Raw genomic sequence first — 17,344 nt, 5'->3', positions numbered from 1 at the left:
TATGTACAAATGTACACAATCTTGCTAGTGTTGTCGCTATTGTTATGCTTCTGGTGTGATTCGAATGACCTTAACTTCTCCGCACAAGGCCCTGCAGCGACGCATGTGGGCGCTCTTTATGTTCTTCTTTATTCCCGGATTGCTGATGGCGTCCTGGGCCACGCGCACGCCCGCCATCCGCGATATTTTGACGGTATCTACCGCAGAAATGGGCATCGTGCTGTTTGGCCTGTCGATTGGCTCAATGAGCGGCATTCTGTGCTCCGCGTGGCTGGTTAAGCGCTTTGGAACACGCACCGTCATCCGCACCACCATGTGCTGCGCGGTACTGGGAATGGTGTTCCTGAGCGTGGCGCTGTGGTTTGCCTCGCCGCTGATGTTCGCCCTTGGCCTGACGGTCTTTGGCGGCAGCTTTGGCGCGGCAGAAGTGGCCATTAACGTAGAAGGCGCCGCCGTTGAACGCGAGATGAATAAAACCGTGCTGCCGATGATGCACGGCTTTTACAGCCTCGGCACGCTGGCAGGTGCTGGCGTGGGCATGGCGCTGACAGCGTTCGGTGTCGCGGCGAATTTACATATTTTACTGGCGGCACTGGTCTGCATTATCCCGATTCTCACCGGCATCACCGCCATTCCTGACGGCACCGGTAAAAACACCGCGGAAGAGCAAAAATCGGCGGAGAAAGGTTTGCCGTTTTATCGCGATATGCAGTTGATGCTGATTGGTGTCGTGGTTCTGGCGATGGCCTTTGCCGAAGGCTCCGCTAACGACTGGCTACCGCTGCTGATGGTCGACGGCCACGGTTTTAGCCCGACCTCTGGCTCGCTGATTTACGCTGGATTCACGCTCGGTATGACCGTCGGGCGCTTTACCGGCGGCTGGTTTATCGATCGCTACAGCCGCGTGGCCGTGGTCCGCGCCAGTGCGCTGATGGGTGCATTGGGCATCGCATTAATTATCTTTGTTGACGTGGACTGGATAGCAGGCGTATCGGTGATTCTTTGGGGCGCAGGCGCATCGCTGGGCTTCCCACTGACCATTTCCGCCGCCAGCGACACCGGCCCGGATGCGCCGACGCGCGTCAGCGTGGTTGCGACGACGGGCTATCTGGCCTTTCTGGTCGGCCCGCCGCTGCTCGGTTTCCTCGGCGAGCATTACGGGTTACGCAGCGCCATGCTAGTGGTGTTAGCGTTAGTCATTGTTGCCGCGCTGGTGGCAAAAGCCGTCGCCAAACCGGATTCGCAAGACTCAGCTATGGAGAAGGGATATGAGCGTTAAGTTAATCGCAGTCGACATGGATGGCACCTTTTTAAGCGACGCCAAAACCTACAATCGCGAACGCTTTCTGGCGCAGTATGAACGCATGAAACAGCAAGGCATTCGCTTCGTGGTCGCCAGCGGGAATCAGTATTATCAGCTGATCTCTTTCTTCCCTGAGATCGCGCATGAAATCGCCTTCGTCGCCGAAAATGGCGGCTGGGTGGTGAATGGCCGTGAAGATGTGTTCAACGGCGAATTGAGTAAAACGCAGTTTGACACGGTCGCGCGCTTTCTCTGTTCCCTGCCCGAAGTGGACGTTATCGCCTGCGGGAAAAACAGCGCTTACACCCTGAAATCTTACGACGATTCACTGAAAGAGATGGCGGCGAAATATTACCACCGCCTCGAAATGGTCGAAAATTTCGAGAATCTGAACGACATCTTCTTTAAGTTTGGACTGAACCTGCCGGACAGCGAGATCCCACGCATTCAGGCCATGATTCATGCGGAGCTCAGCGATATTATGGTGCCGGTTACCACCGGGCACGGCAATATCGACCTGATTATTCCGGGTGTGCACAAAGCGAACGGTCTGCGTATTTTGCAGAAGCTGTGGGACATTGAGGACAGTGAAGTGGTGGCCTTCGGTGACAGCGGGAACGACATCGAAATGCTGCGTCAGTCAGGCTTTAGCTTTGCGATGGCGAATGCCAAAGCGCATATCAAAGACGTCGCTCGTTTTGAGGCGCCGCACAATAACGAAGAAGGCGTACTGGACGTGATCGAGAAAGTGTTAACTAAAGAAGCGCCATTCAACTGATGGCTTAGCCCGGTCGCACATTAGTGCGGGCCGGGTTACTCATACTGTTACGGTTGTAACGCGTTGCCGACGCGTTTATTTTTCAGGAATATCACCATCAGCCCTACCCACAGCACGCCATTCGCCAGATTAAACAGGCTGAACAGGCCGTTACCGCCGATGATGTAAGCATGTTTACTAACTTCGATACCGACGGTAAAAATCAACATTTGCAGCATGCCCATCGCGGCCGACACCGTTCCTTTACTCATCTCGCTGGCAAACAGCGTCAGGCGCACAAGGCCTGCGTTGGCAAGACCAATCCCAAACGCGTAAATGCTCAGGCCAGCGGTCATCCACAAATAAGCATGCGAAGAAGCCACTGTCGCGACGGCAGCAAGAATCAAACCGCCTGCAATCGGCCAGCCGCCCAGAATGATCAGCGAGCGCACGGAGCGGCGTGACGTCAGACGCGCAAGCACCAGGTTACCGATAATCAGTGCGCCAAAAATCGGCACCTGCAACAGGCCATATTCATAGCTGCTGAGTTTCTCGCCGCTGATAATAATCACCGGCGACTGCGCAATCCACGCCAGCAGCGGCAGGCTGACAAATCCGGTTGCCAGAGCGCCCGCCACGAAGCGGACGTTTTTCAGCACTTCTTTGTAATCGCGTCCTAACTCTTTGAGCGACAATTTTTCGCCGAGTCGGGTCGCGGTTTCTGGCATTGCGCGATGCAGCCCGAAGTAGGAGATCGCCGCTAGCAGAGCGAAAAGGATGAACATCCCTTCCCACGGTGCCACGTGTACCCAGGCCGCGCCCACCAGCGGGCCGAGCAGTGGCGCTATCAGCGCTACGTTCGCCATCAGCGCGGTAATTTTGATGCATACCGCCTCTTCGAACGACTCCTGAATGGCGGCATACCCCACGGCACCGATAAAGCACAGGCTCACGCCCTGCAAAAAGCGCAGCACCATGAATTGTTCGATCGTTTGCGCCAGCAAAATGGCGAGGCAGGTGACGATAAACCACACCACGCCCGTCAGCATCACCGGACGGCGGCCAATACGGTCCGACAGCGGTCCGAGCAACCACTGCAAAAACATGCCTCCCGCCAGATAGGCGGTCATGGATGTGGGTACCCACTCGATCCCGGCGTTGTATTGCGCGACGACCGTCAGCATACCGGGCTGGATCATATCGTTAGCGATATAGGTCGAGAATTCGTAAAGCACCAGACACAGCGGGAACAGTAACGCCTGGCGACCCAGACGATGACCGGAAGAAGAAGAAGAACGGTTTAACATGCGGTCTCTTTATGATGAAAAATCGCGATGATTTTAATGAATTGGCCGGTGTCGAGATAGTGAATTATTGAAGATAAACAGAAATAAAGCACATATCGCTGTCGTTTAAGGTTTCCTTAAGTTGCCCTCCCTATGATAGCCCTATTTCTCGTCATCGAATGTCATCATGGCCCTATTACCTGTCGCATCAGAATTATCTAAGTCACAGACAACTAAGACAAAACCGCTTTACCGTTTGCCGGCACGCTTTTATGGTTATCAGCTTTTCGTGCTAGGCGTTCTGGCGGTGCTGTTTACCTGGCTTTCGCACGACGAAATGCTGGACCGCTGGATAACGGGCTTTTGGTTTGACGCGGCAACGCACCGTTTTCCGCTGCAACAGAACCCCTTGCTCGATTTACTCAATCACCGACTGGCAAAGTACATCGCCATTGCGTTGGCTGCCGTCGCGCTGATTTACGGCGCTTATCGTCGTAACGCGCCGCTGGTAACCGGTGCGTTATTGATGGGGCTCGGCACGCTGGTGGTTGGTGTCCTGAAAAGCATGAGCCATCACAGTTGCCCGTGGGATCTGGTGGAATACGGCGGAAAGGCGGTTTCGTATCCCCTGTTCGGCAGCACGCCGGTTGATAGCGGCCCCGGCCGTTGTTTCCCCGGCGGGCACGCGTCCAGCGGTTTTATGGTGATGGGGCTGTTTTTTGCGTTCTGGCGTGAGCGTCCACGTCTGGCCTGGGGCTTTGTCGCACTCGGCATCATCTTTGGGCTGTTGATGGGTTATGGCCAGGTGATGCGCGGCGCGCATTTTTTCTCTCACAACCTGTGGGCAGGTTGGTGGGTGTGGTTTTCTCAGGTTTTGGCCTATGGCCTTGTTTCTGCCTGGTTTGCAAAAGAGTGATGATGGAATGCTAGAGAATCTCAATTTAGGACTGTTTTATCTGATTAATGCCACCCCGGCATCGCCAGAGTGGAGTATCGTCTTCGCCAAATTTATCGCCAAAGATCTGATTAACATTGTCCCGGCACTGGTGGTGATCCTCTGGCTGTGGGGGCCGCGTAAACAGGTTAGCGCGCAGCGCCAACTGGTGATTAAAGTCGCCATGGCGCTCGCTGTCAGCATGACGGCCTCGTGGATGCTGGGGCATCTGTTCCCGCACGATCGTCCGTTTGTCGACCATATCGGCTCCAATTTCCTGCATCATTCGGCGGATGACTCCTTCCCGAGCGATCACGGCACGGTGATCTTCACCTTCGCGCTGGCTTTCCTGTTCTGGCATCGCGTCTGGTCTGGCGTTGTCATGATGGGCATCGCGATAGCTATTGCCTGGTCGCGCGTCTATCTGGGCGTTCACTGGCCGCTCGATATGCTCGGCGGTCTGCTGGTCGGCATGATTGGCTGCCTGAGTGCGCAAATCCTGTGGAATCTGTTTGGTCAGCAGCTGTATCGCGGGCTCCAGCAGGTCTACCGCATCTGCTTTGCCTTTCCTATCCGCAAAGGCTGGATACGTGACTAATCCCGGTGCGACAGGTTACACTTGAGCCCCCGCGTTGCGGGGTTCACTTTTGATCCTGAGGACCTATGGAAACACGACGCGATGACCGCATTGCCCAGCTACTGCAGGCGCTGAAGCGCAGCGATAAGCTGCATCTCAAAGAAGCCGCGACGTTGCTTGGCGTCTCTGAGATGACTATTCGTCGCGATCTGAACAGCGAAAGTGCCCCTGTGGTGCTGCTGGGTGGGTATATCGTTCTCGAACCCCGCAGCGGTAGTCATTATCTGATAAGCGATCAAAAAACCCGTCTGGTTGAAGAAAAACGCAAAGCCGCGCGTCAGGCAGCGTCGTTAGTCCAGCCGCATCAAACCCTGTTTTTTGATTGTGGTACTACCACGCCCTGGATTATCGAAGCCATCGACAGCGAACTGCCGTTTACCGGCGTCTGTTATTCACTGAACACTTTTCTGGCCTTACAGGAAAAGCCCGAGTGCCGGGTGATTCTCTGCGGTGGGGAATTCCACGCCAGCAACGCGATTTTCAAGCCGCTGAATCTGCAAGACACCCTTAGCAACCTGTGCCCGGATATCGCCTTTTATTCAGCGGCGGGCGTGAGCGCGCGCCAGGGGGCGACCTGTTTTAATCTCGAAGAGCTGACGGTGAAGCATTGGGCGATGAACGCCGCGCAATATCATGTGCTGGTGGTGGATCACAGTAAGTTCGGGAAAGTGCGTTCGGCTAGAATGGGTGAACTGTCACGTTTTGATGCGATTGTGAGTGATTGTCGCCCGGATGACGAACTGGTCGCTCATGCAAAAGAGCATCAAATTAAGCTGATGTACTAGGCTGATGCCCTCACCGCAGCCCTCTCCCACGGGGAAAGCGAGTAAACACCAAAACGGCAACCCAAAGGTTGCCGTTTGCTTTTACCTAGAACCAGCTCCCGAACCACTGGTGGAATTTCATCAGGACGAAATCCCACATCCGGCTAATAAAGCCGCCCTCGTCCACCGCTTGCATCACAATCAGCGGACGCTGCTCGATGGATTTGCCGTTAAGCTGGAAGTCGATTGTCCCGACTACCTGGCCCTTTTTCAGCGGCGCCGTGAGCTGCGGGTCGGTCAACGTATAGCTGGCTTTCAGGTTTTTCAGCTGTCCGCGCGGAATGGTCACTGAACCGGCTTCACCCGCCCCCAGATTAACTTCGCTCTTATCACCAAACCACACGCGCTGGCTGATAAACGTCGCATCCGGTTTGATCGGCGTGACGGTTTCGAAGAAGCGGAAGCCCCAGGTCAGCAGTTTTTCTGATTCGTTGAAGCGGATACGATCCGTTTTGGTCCCCAGCACAACGGAGATCAGGCGCATATCGCCCTGCGTTGCCGAGGCCACAAGGTTATAACCCGCGCCCGCCGTGGTGCCGGTTTTCATCCCGTCCACATTCACGTTGCTGCTCCACAACAGGCGGTTACGGTTCGGCTGACGAATCTTGTTGAAGGTAAACTCTTTTTCTTTATGGATGGCGTACTCTTCTGGCACATCGTGAATCAGCGCCCTGCCGAGCAACGCCATATCACGCGCGGTGCTGAATTGCCCAGGCGCATCCAGACCGTGAACGGTTTTGAACGTGGTTTTGGTCAAGCCCAGTCTTTGCGCGTAACCATTCATCAAACCAATGAACGAATCCTGACTGCCCGCCACATAATCGGCCAGCGCGATACAGGCGTCATTGCCTGACTGAATGATTACGCCTTTATTCAGGTCGGAAACAGACACCTGATCACCCGGTTTCAGGAACATAACGGACGATCCACGCAGCGCCGGGTTACCGGTGGCCCAGGCGTCTTTGCCGATGGTGACCATATCGTCAAGTTTGATTTTGCCTGCTTTCAGCGCTTGACCCACCACATAGCTGGTCATAATTTTGGTCAGACTCGCCGGATCGAGCTGTTCGTCCGCGTTGCCTTCCGCCAGCACTTTGCCGCTGGCGTAATCCATCAAAATCCAGGCGCGCGCGTCAACCGGAGGCGCTTCAGGCGCGGCTTGTTCAGCTGCATAAAGTGTTGGAGAGAACAGGAAAAGTAGCGCGGAGCCAGCTGCCAGGCCGCGCAGAGAAGAAGTTAGTTGCGTCATACATGCCCACCCGAGTGTCCATTCTAAAAATCACGTCACATCACCGTGTCGCAAGAAGCGATGAGTAATAGCGCACAAATGCGTTCAAAGAAACCTAAACGAGGTAAAGTTTTTAAAGTTTACGCAATAACATTCAGATACGCTTTGATAGAGACGATTTTTTTGTCACCTGTTGCGAAATTGTTGGGTTTATCTCACCATGGAATTCGTTAGGTTTCATTCACAAAACCGATGGTTTGATGATTTCAGGAGTCAGTATGATTACGCTGTGGGGCAGGAATAATTCCACCAACGTCAAGAAAGTCCTCTGGACGCTGGAAGAGCTGGATTTACCGTTTAACCTGGTGATGGCAGGTTTGCAGTTCGGCGTGAATAAAGACGCCGACTATCTGGCAATGAATCCGAACGGCCTGGTGCCGCTGTTACGTGACGATGAAACGGATTTAACGCTGTGGGAATCCAATGCGATTGTGCGTTATCTGGCGGCGCAGTACGGTCAGAATCGCCTGTGGGTCGACGCCCCCGCGCAACGTGCTCAGGGTGAAAAATGGATGGATTGGGCGAACCAAACGCTCTCTCCTGCCCACCGCGTGATCCTAATGGGGCTGGTGAGAACCGCTGAACCCGACCGCGATTATCCCGCCATCCACGCGGCGCAAGACACCTGCGAAACGCTATTCGCGATGATGGATGCCGAACTGGCCGACAAACCGTGGTTCTCCGGGGAAAACTTCGGCGTGGGTGATATTGCGGTGGCGCCGTTCGTCTGGAACCTGACCCAGATTGGCTTGACCTGGGCACCACGTCCGAATCTTGAGCGCTGGCTGAAACAACTCAGCGAGCGCCCGGCGTACCAGAATGTGGTGATGATCCCCGTCAGCTAATCACTGTTTAGACGGGCTGACTTTCCACAGTTGCCCGTCTGATTCATCTGTCAGCACGTATAAATATCCATCTGGCCCGACGCGGACATCGCGGATACGGGAGTCTTTATCGCCCAGAATCCTGCCGTCTTCCGTCACCTTATCGCCGTTCACGCTCAGCACAATCACGTCTTTCTCTTTCAACGCGCCGATAAACAGCTTGTTTTTCCACTGCGGGAATACGTCGCTGTTGTAGAACGCCATCCCACTGACTGCCGGCGATTTTTTCCAGACAAACAGTGGCGGCTCGGTGCCGTCGTGGTGCTCGCCTGTCGCTTCAGGGATCTTCAGGCCGCTGTAGTTGATGCCGTGTGTCGCCAGCGGCCAGCCGTAATTTTTGCCTTTTTCCGGGATATTAATTTCATCGCCACCGCGCGGACCGTGTTCATTCAGCCACAGCGTATCGCTCCAGGGATTCATCGCCATCCCCTGCGGATTGCGAATGCCGTAGGACCAGATTTCGGGACGCGCACCGGCTTTATCGACAAACGGGTTGTCGGCAGGCACTTTACCCTGGTCGGTCAGACGCACCACTTTACCCTGCAGTTTATCCAGATCCTGCGCGGTCGGACGCTGGTTGTTTTCACCCAGTCCGATAAACAGATAGCCCTTACCATCAAAGACTAATCGCCCGCCGAAGTGGTTGCCGGTGGACAGTTTTGGCATCTGGCGGAACACCACCTGGAACGCTTCGATGCGCGACAGGTCATCGCTAAGACGGCCATATCCCACCGCCGTGCCCGCTTTACCGTCATTCCCGACTTCGGCGTAGCTCAGCCAGATGCGGCGTGATTGTTCAAAATCGGGTGCGAGAACCACGTCGAAAAGCCCACCCTGCCCGCTGTCCCACACTTTTGGAATGCCCACAATCGGATCGGATAGCCCTTTACCCGCCTGCCAGTGTTTAAGCTGTCCGCCTTTCAGAGTGATCAACATGCCCTGATTATCGGGCAAAAAGGCCAGAGACCAGGGGTGATCCAGTTTAGTCTGGAGAACATCGACCTTAACCGCTGTGGGAGCCGCTATTACCGACGTGGAAATTAATAAGACAGATAAAGAAATAAGCGAGGATCGACGCATAACGCACTCCTTTTTCGACGTATGGCATAAAGACTAGCCAGATCGCACGGGCGCGTTAGCGTTTTTACAAAAGCTTAATCAGAAGGGGGAGTTACCTCCCCCGTGGCTTAGTGCTGTTGGAGCGGAGTGTGCTCTTTCAGGCACGTAATGCAGAGAGTGAGTGTTGTCAGGCAGTTTTCAAGCTTATCTGCGCTAACGGCTACAAACGTTGGGCAATCATGGTGCCCGGTCATCAAACAGACGGCGGCTTTAGAAAGCGCATCTGCCGCGCGACGCAGAACGAGTTGTTCATTCGCATCATAATGATCCTTCAGGATCGGCGCGTGTTGACGCATGTAGGCGCTCAGTTCAAAACAATTTTCGCGCAAATGGTCGCTTTCGCTGACTGACATATACCCTTTTGCCACCCTTAACTGCAGATAAGCTGCAAGGTCAATTCGGGCATTGATCAGCTTGTTCAGCAGATCGCGTTTCAGTCTGTCAACGGACATGCTATTTCCTCCCTAATCAGCCATTGTGCACAGAAAGCATATGTTTATTTTTTGTACAGATCACTGCCTGAGATCAATAAATGGCAACTATTTTACATCTTTTACAATGTTAACACTTGCGTGCTAATGCTTTTTCTGAAACAGGGGAAATCATCCCCGCGCTTAGCCTTTGATTCTGGGGTCCAGCGCATCGCGCAGTCCGTCGCCCAGCAGGTTAAACGCCAGCACCGTCAGGAAAATGGCCATGCTCGGGAAGAGCGCGACGTGCGGCGCAATCACCATATCGGCCCTCGCTTCGTTCAGCATCGCGCCCCACTCTGGCGTCGGCGGTTGTGCGCCCAATCCTAAGAACGACAGACTCGCCGCCGAGATAATTGACACGCCGATGCGCATCGTGAAATAGACCACAATGGATGACACGGTGCCGGGCAAAATGTGGTTGAACAGGATGGTCGCGTCGCTGGCGCCGATGCTTCGCGCCGACTCGATAAACGTCTGCTGCTTGAGGACCAGCGTATTGCCGCGCACCAGACGGGCAAACGCCGGGATGGAAAACACCGCCACGGCGATTATCACGTTGGCCATGCCGTTGCCCATAATCGCCACCACCGCAATCGCCAGCAAAATGCCGGGAAAGGCAAACAGCACATCGCAGATACGCATGATAATGCGATCCCACCAGCCTTCGTAATACCCTGCCAGCAGCCCCAGCACCGTGCCTATCGCTGCGCCAATCAGCACAGCGAAAACACCTGCGGCCAGCGAAATCTGCGCCCCCACCAGCACGCGGCTGAAGATATCGCGCCCAAGCGAATCCACGCCAAACCAGTGCATCATTGACGGGCCATCGTTCAGGCGGTCGTAATCAAAATAATTTTCCGCATCAAACGGAGTTATCCAGGGCGCCAGAATCGCCACGACGATCAACAGCAAAACGAACAGCCCTGCGGTCATCGCCACGGGTTGATGGCGAAATCGCCGCCAGAATTCGAGCCACGGCGTGCGGATATGGTCCGGTTTTATCCCCGGCATCGCGTTTAACATGGCCTGACGGCGCCAGTGCAACAATCTCATTTACTTGTACCTGATTGCCGGATTAATGGCGGCGTACAGCACATCCACCACTAAATTGATAAGAATAAACTCCAGTGAAAACAGCAGGACTTCCGCCTGAATCACCGGATAGTCGCGCATGTCGACCGAATCGACCAGTAAGCGACCCAGCCCCGGCCAGTTAAACACCTTCTCGACCACAATCGAGCCGCCCAGCAAAAAGCCAAACTGCAGGCCCATCATCGTGACCACCGGGATCATCGCATTACGCAGACCATGCTTGAGGATGACCCACTTTTCGCTCACGCCTTTGGCGCGCGCGGTCCGCATATAATCTTCACTCAGCACATCCACGAACGAGGCGCGCGTAAAGCGCGCCATCACGGCGGACACGGCAGCGCCCAGCGTGATCGACGGCAGAATGTAGTGCTTCCAGGTATCCGCCCCCACCGTGGGCAACCAGCCCAGTTCCACCGAGAAGATCTGCATCAACAGCATGCCCAGCGCGAACGCCGGGAATGAAATCCCCGTCACGGCCAGCGCCATACCGAGTTTATCCGGCCAGCGGTTGCGCCAGACGGCAGCGATAATCCCCGCCGCAAGACCAAACACCATGGCCCACAACATACTGGCGATGGTGAGCCAAAACGTCGGCATAAAGCGGCTGGCAATTTCTTCGGACACCGGACGACGCGACACCATCGACGTGCCGAAATCGCCCTGTAAAACGTTGGTGATGTAATGCCAGAACTGGACATACAGCGGTTGATCGAGACCCAGCTGCTTACGCACCATCTCAATGACCGTTGCATCCGCCTCTGGCCCGGCAATTAATCGCGCCGGATCGCCCGGCAGCATATGGACAAACAAAAACACCAGCACCGCCACGATCAGTAGCGTTGGAATCAGCCCCAGCAGGCGTTTAATAACGTAATTCAGCATGCCTTTCCCTCTCATCCCGCAAGCCGTCGCCTGCGGGAATGAGTTCTGTTATTTCAAATCCGCTTCGTCAAAGCTAAAGCCCGTATCCGGCATAATGTAGAAACCCGTCAGCGCTTTGTTATGCGCGGAAACCAGTTTTTCCACCACCAGCGGGATCCACGGCGACTCTTTCCAGATAGTATCCTGCGCGTCTTTATACAGCCGCGCTTTCTCTTCCGGTTTAGTGGTTTTCAGGGCGTCAGCCAGATCTTTATCCACCTGCGGATTGCTGTAAAACGCGGTGTTAAACAGCGTTGGCGGCCAGTTCTGCGAAGCAAACAGCGGCGACAGCGCCCAGTCTGCTTCGCCCGTTGAGGCTGACCAGCCGGTGTAGAACATTCTCACACCGCTCTCTTTCTGGCTTTTGCCTTCTACTTCTGCGGCACGCTGCCCCGCATCCATCGCGGTTAACTGCGCTTTAATACCCACCTGCGCCAGCTGCTGTTGGGTGAACTGCAATACTTTCTGCGCGGTGCTGTGGTTGTGCGACGACCATAGCGTGGTGCTGAAGCCGTTCGGGAATCCGGCCTCTTTTAGCAGCTCGCGCGCTTTTGCCGGATCGTAAGGCCACGGCGTGTAGGTTTCGGCGTACTGAATCGACGGCGGCACGACGCCGGTGGCTGGCGTCGCGTAACCCGCAAAGGCCACTTTCACCAGCGCCTGACGGTTAATCGCGTAGTTGATTGCCTCACGCACTTTTGGGTTATCAAACGGCTTTTGCGTGACGTTCATGCTGATATAACGCTGCATGATCGACGGGCTAGCGACCAGCTCCAGCTTGCTGTTTTTTTGCAGAATCCCCGCCTGCTCGTAAGGGATCGGGAAGGCAAACTGTGCTTCGCCGGTTTGCAGCATCGCCGCGCGGGTGTTGTTATCCACCACCGGACGCCAGGTGATGGAGTCCAGCTTTGGCAGCCCTTTCTGCCAGTACCCAGCGAATTTCTTCACCTTCACGAAATCGGTTTGGTTCCAGGTGACCAGCTCATACGGGCCAGTTCCGACCGGGTGGAAACCAATCTCTTTGCCGTATTTTTTCAGCGCATCTGGCGAAATCATCGCCGTCGCCGGGTGCGCCAGAATATTGATAAACGCCGAGAACGGCTCTTTTAAGGTGATTTTAACGGTCGTGGGATCGACGGCCTCGGTGCTGGCGATATTCTTGTACAGGTTATAGCGCTTGAGGCTGTTCTCCTTGTTGCTGGCGCGATCCAGATTCACTTTGACCGCTTCCGCGTTAAAGTCGGTCCCATCCTGGAACTTCACACCGCTGCGCAGTTTGAGGGTGTACACCAGGCCATCATCAGAGACGGTATAGCTCTCCGCCAGCACGTTTTTCAGCTTCATCTCTTTATCAAGGCCAAACAGTCCCTGATAGAACGACTTCGCCACCGCCTGCGACAGCGTGTCGTTGGCGTCATACGGATCGAGTGTGGTGAAGTTTGATGCCACCGCCACGACCACATCTTTGGCAGCAAAGGCAGGGCTTGCCGCCAGCGCCGCCGTGACACTCGCGGCTAACAGCCATGGTCGAGCAACAAATTTTGTCATTTTATTCTCCTGTTGTTCCCTGTCTGTCAAACGTTATAAACGCGAAAACGCATTGTTCTGACGCGGAGGTGCGACGAAATGGCCGGGGCCAACCTCGCGTAATTCAACCCGTTCGGCGCGCTCACCACGTTTACGAATATTGCCCGGCATTTCATCCTGGAGCAGTACGCGCTGGCCGTGGCGATGCGCCGGATCGGCGACCGGTACGGCCGCTATCAGCTTACGGGTGTAAGGATGCTGTGGATTTTCAAACACCGCGCGACGTGGACCAATTTCAACAATTTGCCCCATGTACATCACCGCCACGCGATGGCTGATGCGCTCCACTACTGCCATATCGTGCGAAATAAACAAAAAGGCAATGCCCAAGTCACGCTGCAAATCGAGCAGTAAGTTGATGATTTGCGCCCGGATTGAGACGTCCAGCGCAGACACGGACTCATCCGCGATCACCACTTTCGGGTTCAGCGCCAGCGCGCGGGCAATACAAATGCGTTGCCGCTGACCGCCAGAAAATTCGTGCGGATAACGCCAGGCATGCTCCGGTTTAAGCCCTACGCGTTCCAGCAACCACGACACGCGACGCTGGGCCTCTTCGCCTTGCAGCAAACCGTGCACCCGCAGCGGCTCCATAATCGAGTACCCCACCGTCTGGCGCGGATCGAGCGACGCATACGGGTCCTGAAAAATAAACTGAATATCACGCCGCAGCGGTTGCAGCTGGCTCGCCGACAGCGTGTCAATGCGCTCGCCGTTAAAGATAATGCTGCCTTCCTGCGACTCAACCAACCGCAGCAACGCGCGTCCGGTGGTGGATTTGCCGCAGCCCGACTCGCCCACCAGCGCGAGCGTTTCGCCGGGCCACAAATCAAAGCTGACGTTTTCGACCGCATGCACTTCACGCTTCACGCGGTTCAGAATGCCGCCACGCAGCGGGAAGCGCGTCACTAAGTCGCGGACCTGTAAAATCGGCTCGCCCGCCACCACCGTATCTTGCTCCGTTTCGGCTTCCTGATGCTGCGGATCGTTCATGGAGATCAGTGGGAAACGACGCGGTAAATCGCTGCCGTTCATCGCCCCCAGACGCGGAACTGCCGCCAGCAGCGCTTTGGTATAGGGGTGCTGTGGCGTATGAAAAATCTGCTCGACGCTACCCGTCTCCACCGCTTCGCCCTGATACATCACCAGCACCCGGTCGGCGATATCCGCCACCACGCCCATATCGTGAGTGATAAAAATCACCCCCATGTCCATATCCTGTTGCAGCACTTTAATGAGCTGCAAAATCTGCGCCTGAATCGTGACGTCCAGCGCGGTGGTCGGTTCATCGGCAATCAGCACCGCCGGACGGCATGACAGCGCCATCGCAATCATCACCCGCTGGCGCATCCCGCCGGAGAGCTGATGCGGATAGCGCGAAAGGATCGTCTGCGCCTCCGGAATGCGGACCTGTTCCAGCATGCGTTTGGCTTCTGCCAGCGCATCTTCCCGGTTTAAACCCTGATGTAAGCGGATCGACTCGGCAATTTGCTCGCCCACCGGAAACACCGGATTGAGCGACGTCATCGGTTCCTGGAATATCATCGCCATGTCCGCGCCGCGCACGCTCTGCATTTGCGACTGACTCATGTCCATCAGGCTCACCACTTTCTGGCTGCGCTTGCGCAGCAGCATGCTGTCACACTCGACAGTAGCGCCAGATTGTTCCAGCAAGCGCATGAGCGACAGCGCCGTCACCGATTTACCGGAGCCGGATTCGCCGACAATCGCCAGCGTCTCTCCCCGTTTGAGTGAAAACGAGAGATGCTTTACCGCCGGTACGGGCCGCCGCTCTTCCTGAAACGCGATGTTCAGGTTGTGAACCGCCAGTACCTGCTGGCTGTCCAGATCGTTACGTTGCGGCACCCATAACCCCCTTATTCACGATAAATTCCCGTTGTTGGTGCATCGCCTGCATAACCCCAGGCGCGATACATGCCTTCACTGTTGAACGGCAACGCAACGTTGCCTTCGCGATCGACAGCGATAAGCCCGCCGCTCCCGCCCAGCGCAGGCAATTTTTCCATCACCACGCGCTCGCAGGCCTCTGCGAGGCTTAAATTACCGTAATCCATTAACGCCGCAATATCGTAGGCGGCGAGCGTGCGGATAAACACTTCCCCCGTGCCGGTGCACGAGACCGCCACGTTGGCATTATTGGCGTAGCATCCCGCGCCAGGTAATGGGCTGTCCCCTACCCGACCGGGTAATTTGTTGGTCATGCCGCCGGTGGACGTCGCCGCCGCCAGGTTGCCCTCTTTATCGAGCGCTACCGCGCCAACCGTCCCCATTTTGGTGCTCTCATCCAGTGGGGCCGAATGATCCAACTGGGTGATCCCCGCCGTGCGCGCGTCCAGTAATTGCTGATAACGCTCAGGTGTGGAGAAAATGTCAGGTTGAACCGTTTCCATTCCGTGCTCAGCGGCAAATTTTTCTGCTCCGGCACCAATCAGCAGCACATGTGGGCTTTGCTCCATCACCAGACGCGCCGCCAGAATCGGGTTGCGCAGATGGCTAACGCCCGCAACAGCCCCTGCTTTTAGCGTGTTGCCGTCCATCACGCAAGCATCCAGCTCGTGCGTTTCGTCGCGCGTAAACACCGCGCCAATGCCCGCATTAAACAGCGGACACTCCTCCAGAAGACGCACTGCTTCGGTGACCACGTCCAGCGCGCTGGCTCCCGCCTCCAGCATTTGCTGACCGGTTTCGACAATCGCAGACAGCGCATTGACGTAGCGTTTTTCCTGCTCAGGACTCAGCTTTGATCGGGTAATTGCCCCTGCTCCGCCGTGTATTGCGATAACCGCACTCACCATATCAATCACCCATCAGCGTAAAGGCGCTGCTTTTTCTATAAATATCATTATCGTGGCCGGAGCTTCAGATGATTTTTGAATATAGAAAGACGCAACTGTGATGTAAAGCGTACACCATCGGAGTCATACAGTTAGCGGCACTTTTCTGCCATAATGCCCGCTTTCGTTGCAATCCCGCAGGAGTGACCCATGGATTTTACCGCCGGACTGATGCCGCTTGAGACGGCACTCACGCAGATGCTCGACCAGATTTCGCCGCTGAAAGAGCACGAAACGCTACCTTTATTGCGCTGTTTTGGTCGCGTGACGGCGAGCGATATCGTCTCTCCGCTGAACGTGCCGGGATTTGATAACTCCGCGATGGACGGTTATGCGGTGCGTCTTGCAGACATTCAGGCGGGAAATGTATTGCCGGTCGCCGGAAAAGCCTTCGCGGGCCAGCCTTTCCAGGGCGAATGGCCGCAGGGAACCTGTATTCGCATTATGACGGGTGCCCCGGTGCCAGCGGGTTGCGACGCGGTGGTGATGCAGGAAGAGACCGAGCAAACCGACGACGGCGTGCGGTTTACCGCCATCGTTAAACCGAACCAGAACATCCGCCGCGCCGGAGAAGATATCACGCTGGGCGCGGCTGTGTTTGCCGCCGGGAAACAGCTGACGGCCGCCGAACTGCCAGTCCTTGCGTCGCTGGGTATTGCGGAAATCGACGTGGTGCGCAACGTGCGCGTTGCCCTGTTCTCGACGGGAGATGAGCTGCAGCTGCCGGGTCAGCCGCTTAAAGAGGGGCAAATTTACGACACCAACCGTCTGGCCGTGCATCTGATGCTTGAACAGCTGGGCTGCGAGGTCATTAACCTCGGTATTATCCCTGACGATCCGGAAAAACTGCGCGCCGCATTTATCGAAGCGGACACATCCGCAGATGTGGTGATAAGTTCTGGCGGCGTATCCGTTGGCGAAGCGGATTACACCAAAACCATGCTCGATGAGCTGGGTGAAATCGGCTTCTGGAAACTGGCGATTAAACCCGGAAAACCGTTCGCTTTCGGTAAACTTGAACACAGTTGGTTCTGCGGCCTACCGGGTAATCCGGTGTCGGCGGCGCTGACGTTTTATCAGCTGGTGCAGCCGCTGCTGGCGAAATTGTCCGGGAATACGGCGCAGGGTCTGCCTGTGCGCCAGCGCGTACGGGCCGCTACGCGCCTGAAGAAATCACCGGGGCGTCTTGATTTCCAGCGCGGGATTTTGGCGCGAAACGCCGAGGGCGATTTGGAAGTGAGCACCACCGGCCATCAGGGTTCACATATTTTCAGCTCCTTCAGCCAGGGCAACTGCTTTATCGTCCTTGAGCGCGAGCGCGGGAACGTCGAAGCCGGTGAATGGGTTGAGGTCGAAGCCTTTAACCACCTGTTCGGAGGCTGAG

General features: G+C 55.8%; 16 protein-coding genes. 7 read left to right on the top strand and 9 right to left on the bottom strand.

Annotation, left to right across the window (positions count from 1 at the left end):
* Positions 1–64: 64 nt before the first annotated feature.
* Together ACKI5T_RS06120 and ACKI5T_RS06115 are read left to right on the top strand one after the other, a co-directional pair.
* Complete coding sequence (locus ACKI5T_RS06120; RefSeq protein WP_407436345.1) at positions 65–1,279, top strand: MFS transporter; 1,215 nt, start codon at positions 65–67, stop codon at positions 1,277–1,279.
* The gene (locus ACKI5T_RS06115) at positions 1,269–2,081 is read left to right on the top strand and encodes a Cof-type HAD-IIB family hydrolase (protein ID WP_407436343.1); all 813 of its coding nucleotides are present in this window, start codon (positions 1,269–1,271) and stop codon (positions 2,079–2,081) included. Before ACKI5T_RS06120 ends, ACKI5T_RS06115 begins: the two co-directional genes overlap by 11 nt.
* A 47-nt stretch (positions 2,082–2,128) precedes the next feature.
* Here ACKI5T_RS06115 and ACKI5T_RS06110 read toward each other — a convergent pair whose 3' ends face one another.
* Complete coding sequence (locus ACKI5T_RS06110; protein WP_407436341.1) at positions 2,129–3,367, bottom strand: MFS transporter; 1,239 nt, start codon at positions 3,365–3,367, stop codon at positions 2,129–2,131.
* A gap of 166 nt (positions 3,368–3,533) precedes the next feature.
* Here ACKI5T_RS06110 and ACKI5T_RS06105 point away from each other — a divergent pair, with 166 nt between their 5' ends.
* The 3 genes from ACKI5T_RS06105 (at position 3,534) to deoR (ending at position 5,702) form a co-directional block, all read left to right on the top strand.
* Positions 3,534–4,262, top strand: coding sequence for a phosphatase PAP2 family protein (locus tag ACKI5T_RS06105; protein ID WP_407436339.1), 729 nt, complete (start codon positions 3,534–3,536; stop codon positions 4,260–4,262).
* 7 nt (positions 4,263–4,269) lie between these two features.
* Positions 4,270–4,878, top strand: a complete 609-nt coding sequence (gene ybjG / locus ACKI5T_RS06100; RefSeq protein WP_407436785.1) for an undecaprenyl-diphosphate phosphatase — start codon at positions 4,270–4,272, stop codon at positions 4,876–4,878.
* Between the two features lie 65 nt (positions 4,879–4,943).
* On the top strand, positions 4,944–5,702 hold the full coding sequence (gene deoR / locus ACKI5T_RS06095) for a DNA-binding transcriptional repressor DeoR (protein WP_407436337.1): 759 nt from the start codon (positions 4,944–4,946) through the stop codon (positions 5,700–5,702).
* A gap of 85 nt (positions 5,703–5,787) precedes the next feature.
* On the opposite strand, the gene dacC is transcribed toward deoR, so the two are convergent.
* On the bottom strand, positions 5,788–6,990 hold the full coding sequence (gene dacC / locus ACKI5T_RS06090) for a serine-type D-Ala-D-Ala carboxypeptidase (protein WP_407436335.1): 1,203 nt from the start codon (positions 6,988–6,990) through the stop codon (positions 5,788–5,790).
* Positions 6,991–7,247: 257 nt separating this feature from the next.
* Between dacC and ACKI5T_RS06085 the strand changes: the two genes are divergently transcribed.
* Positions 7,248–7,874, top strand: a complete 627-nt coding sequence (locus tag ACKI5T_RS06085) for a glutathione S-transferase family protein (protein ID WP_407436333.1) — start codon at positions 7,248–7,250, stop codon at positions 7,872–7,874.
* Here the strand turns inward: ACKI5T_RS06085 and ACKI5T_RS06080 are convergent, their stop codons facing one another.
* The 7 genes from ACKI5T_RS06080 to iaaA all read right to left on the bottom strand — a co-directional run bounded on the left by ACKI5T_RS06080 (position 7,875) and on the right by iaaA (position 15,921).
* A complete protein-coding gene (locus ACKI5T_RS06080; protein ID WP_407436331.1) occupies positions 7,875–8,993 on the bottom strand; it encodes a PQQ-dependent sugar dehydrogenase in 1,119 nt (372 codons plus the stop codon).
* A 107-nt stretch (positions 8,994–9,100) separates the two neighbouring features.
* Positions 9,101–9,484 carry a biofilm formation regulator BssR gene (gene bssR, locus ACKI5T_RS06075; protein ID WP_407436329.1) on the bottom strand — a complete coding sequence of 128 codons (384 nt, stop codon included), beginning with the start codon at positions 9,482–9,484 and terminating at the stop codon, positions 9,101–9,103.
* Positions 9,485–9,646: 162 nt separating this feature from the next.
* Positions 9,647–10,558 carry a glutathione ABC transporter permease GsiD gene (gene gsiD / locus ACKI5T_RS06070; RefSeq protein ID WP_407436327.1) on the bottom strand — a complete coding sequence of 304 codons (912 nt, stop codon included), beginning with the start codon at positions 10,556–10,558 and terminating at the stop codon, positions 9,647–9,649.
* Entirely contained in the window at positions 10,559–11,479 is a 921-nt protein-coding gene (gsiC, locus tag ACKI5T_RS06065) for a glutathione ABC transporter permease GsiC (RefSeq protein ID WP_041689351.1), read from the bottom strand.
* Positions 11,480–11,527: 48 nt separating this feature from the next.
* Positions 11,528–13,066: a glutathione ABC transporter substrate-binding protein GsiB gene (gsiB, locus tag ACKI5T_RS06060; protein WP_407436325.1), complete on the bottom strand. Its 1,539-nt coding sequence runs from the start codon at positions 13,064–13,066 to the stop codon at positions 11,528–11,530.
* Between the two features lie 33 nt (positions 13,067–13,099).
* The gene (gsiA, locus tag ACKI5T_RS06055; RefSeq protein ID WP_407436322.1) at positions 13,100–14,971 is read right to left on the bottom strand and encodes a glutathione ABC transporter ATP-binding protein GsiA; all 1,872 of its coding nucleotides are present in this window, start codon (positions 14,969–14,971) and stop codon (positions 13,100–13,102) included.
* An 11-nt stretch (positions 14,972–14,982) separates the two neighbouring features.
* Entirely contained in the window at positions 14,983–15,921 is a 939-nt protein-coding gene (iaaA, locus tag ACKI5T_RS06050; RefSeq protein WP_407436320.1) for a beta-aspartyl-peptidase, read from the bottom strand.
* A gap of 189 nt (positions 15,922–16,110) precedes the next feature.
* Between iaaA and moeA the strand changes: the two genes are divergently transcribed.
* A complete protein-coding gene (moeA, locus tag ACKI5T_RS06045) occupies positions 16,111–17,343 on the top strand; it encodes a molybdopterin molybdotransferase MoeA (protein WP_407436318.1) in 1,233 nt (410 codons plus the stop codon).
* Position 17,344 lies beyond the last annotated feature (1 nt).

Origin of the sequence: Lelliottia sp., from assembly GCF_045627565.1 — a bacterium.
Classification (GTDB): domain Bacteria; phylum Pseudomonadota; class Gammaproteobacteria; order Enterobacterales; family Enterobacteriaceae; genus Enterobacter.
This window is presented reverse-complemented; position numbering and strand designations above follow the sequence as displayed.

Bases quoted from the DNA above. Each gene is read 5' to 3' on its own strand.
- ACKI5T_RS06080 (WP_407436331.1), bottom strand. From the start codon at position 8,993: ATGCGTCGATCCTCGCTTATTTCTTTATCTGTCTTATTAATTTCCACG.
- gsiC (WP_041689351.1), bottom strand. From the start codon at position 11,479: ATGCTGAATTACGTTATTAAACGCCTGCTGGGGCTGATTCCAACGCTA.
- gsiB (WP_407436325.1), bottom strand. From the start codon at position 13,066: ATGACAAAATTTGTTGCTCGACCATGGCTGTTAGCCGCGAGTGTCACG.
- bssR (WP_407436329.1), bottom strand. From the start codon at position 9,484: ATGTCCGTTGACAGACTGAAACGCGATCTGCTGAACAAGCTGATCAAT.
- ACKI5T_RS06115 (WP_407436343.1), top strand. From the start codon at position 1,269: ATGAGCGTTAAGTTAATCGCAGTCGACATGGATGGCACCTTTTTAAGC.
- ACKI5T_RS06085 (WP_407436333.1), top strand. From the start codon at position 7,248: ATGATTACGCTGTGGGGCAGGAATAATTCCACCAACGTCAAGAAAGTC.
- ybjG (WP_407436785.1), top strand. From the start codon at position 4,270: ATGCTAGAGAATCTCAATTTAGGACTGTTTTATCTGATTAATGCCACC.
- deoR (WP_407436337.1), top strand. From the start codon at position 4,944: ATGGAAACACGACGCGATGACCGCATTGCCCAGCTACTGCAGGCGCTG.
- ACKI5T_RS06105 (WP_407436339.1), top strand. From the start codon at position 3,534: ATGGCCCTATTACCTGTCGCATCAGAATTATCTAAGTCACAGACAACT.
- moeA (WP_407436318.1), top strand. From the start codon at position 16,111: ATGGATTTTACCGCCGGACTGATGCCGCTTGAGACGGCACTCACGCAG.
- dacC (WP_407436335.1), bottom strand. From the start codon at position 6,990: ATGACGCAACTAACTTCTTCTCTGCGCGGCCTGGCAGCTGGCTCCGCG.
- ACKI5T_RS06120 (WP_407436345.1), top strand. From the start codon at position 65: ATGACCTTAACTTCTCCGCACAAGGCCCTGCAGCGACGCATGTGGGCG.
- iaaA (WP_407436320.1), bottom strand. From the start codon at position 15,921: ATGGTGAGTGCGGTTATCGCAATACACGGCGGAGCAGGGGCAATTACC.
- gsiD (WP_407436327.1), bottom strand. From the start codon at position 10,558: ATGAGATTGTTGCACTGGCGCCGTCAGGCCATGTTAAACGCGATGCCG.
- ACKI5T_RS06110 (WP_407436341.1), bottom strand. From the start codon at position 3,367: ATGTTAAACCGTTCTTCTTCTTCTTCCGGTCATCGTCTGGGTCGCCAG.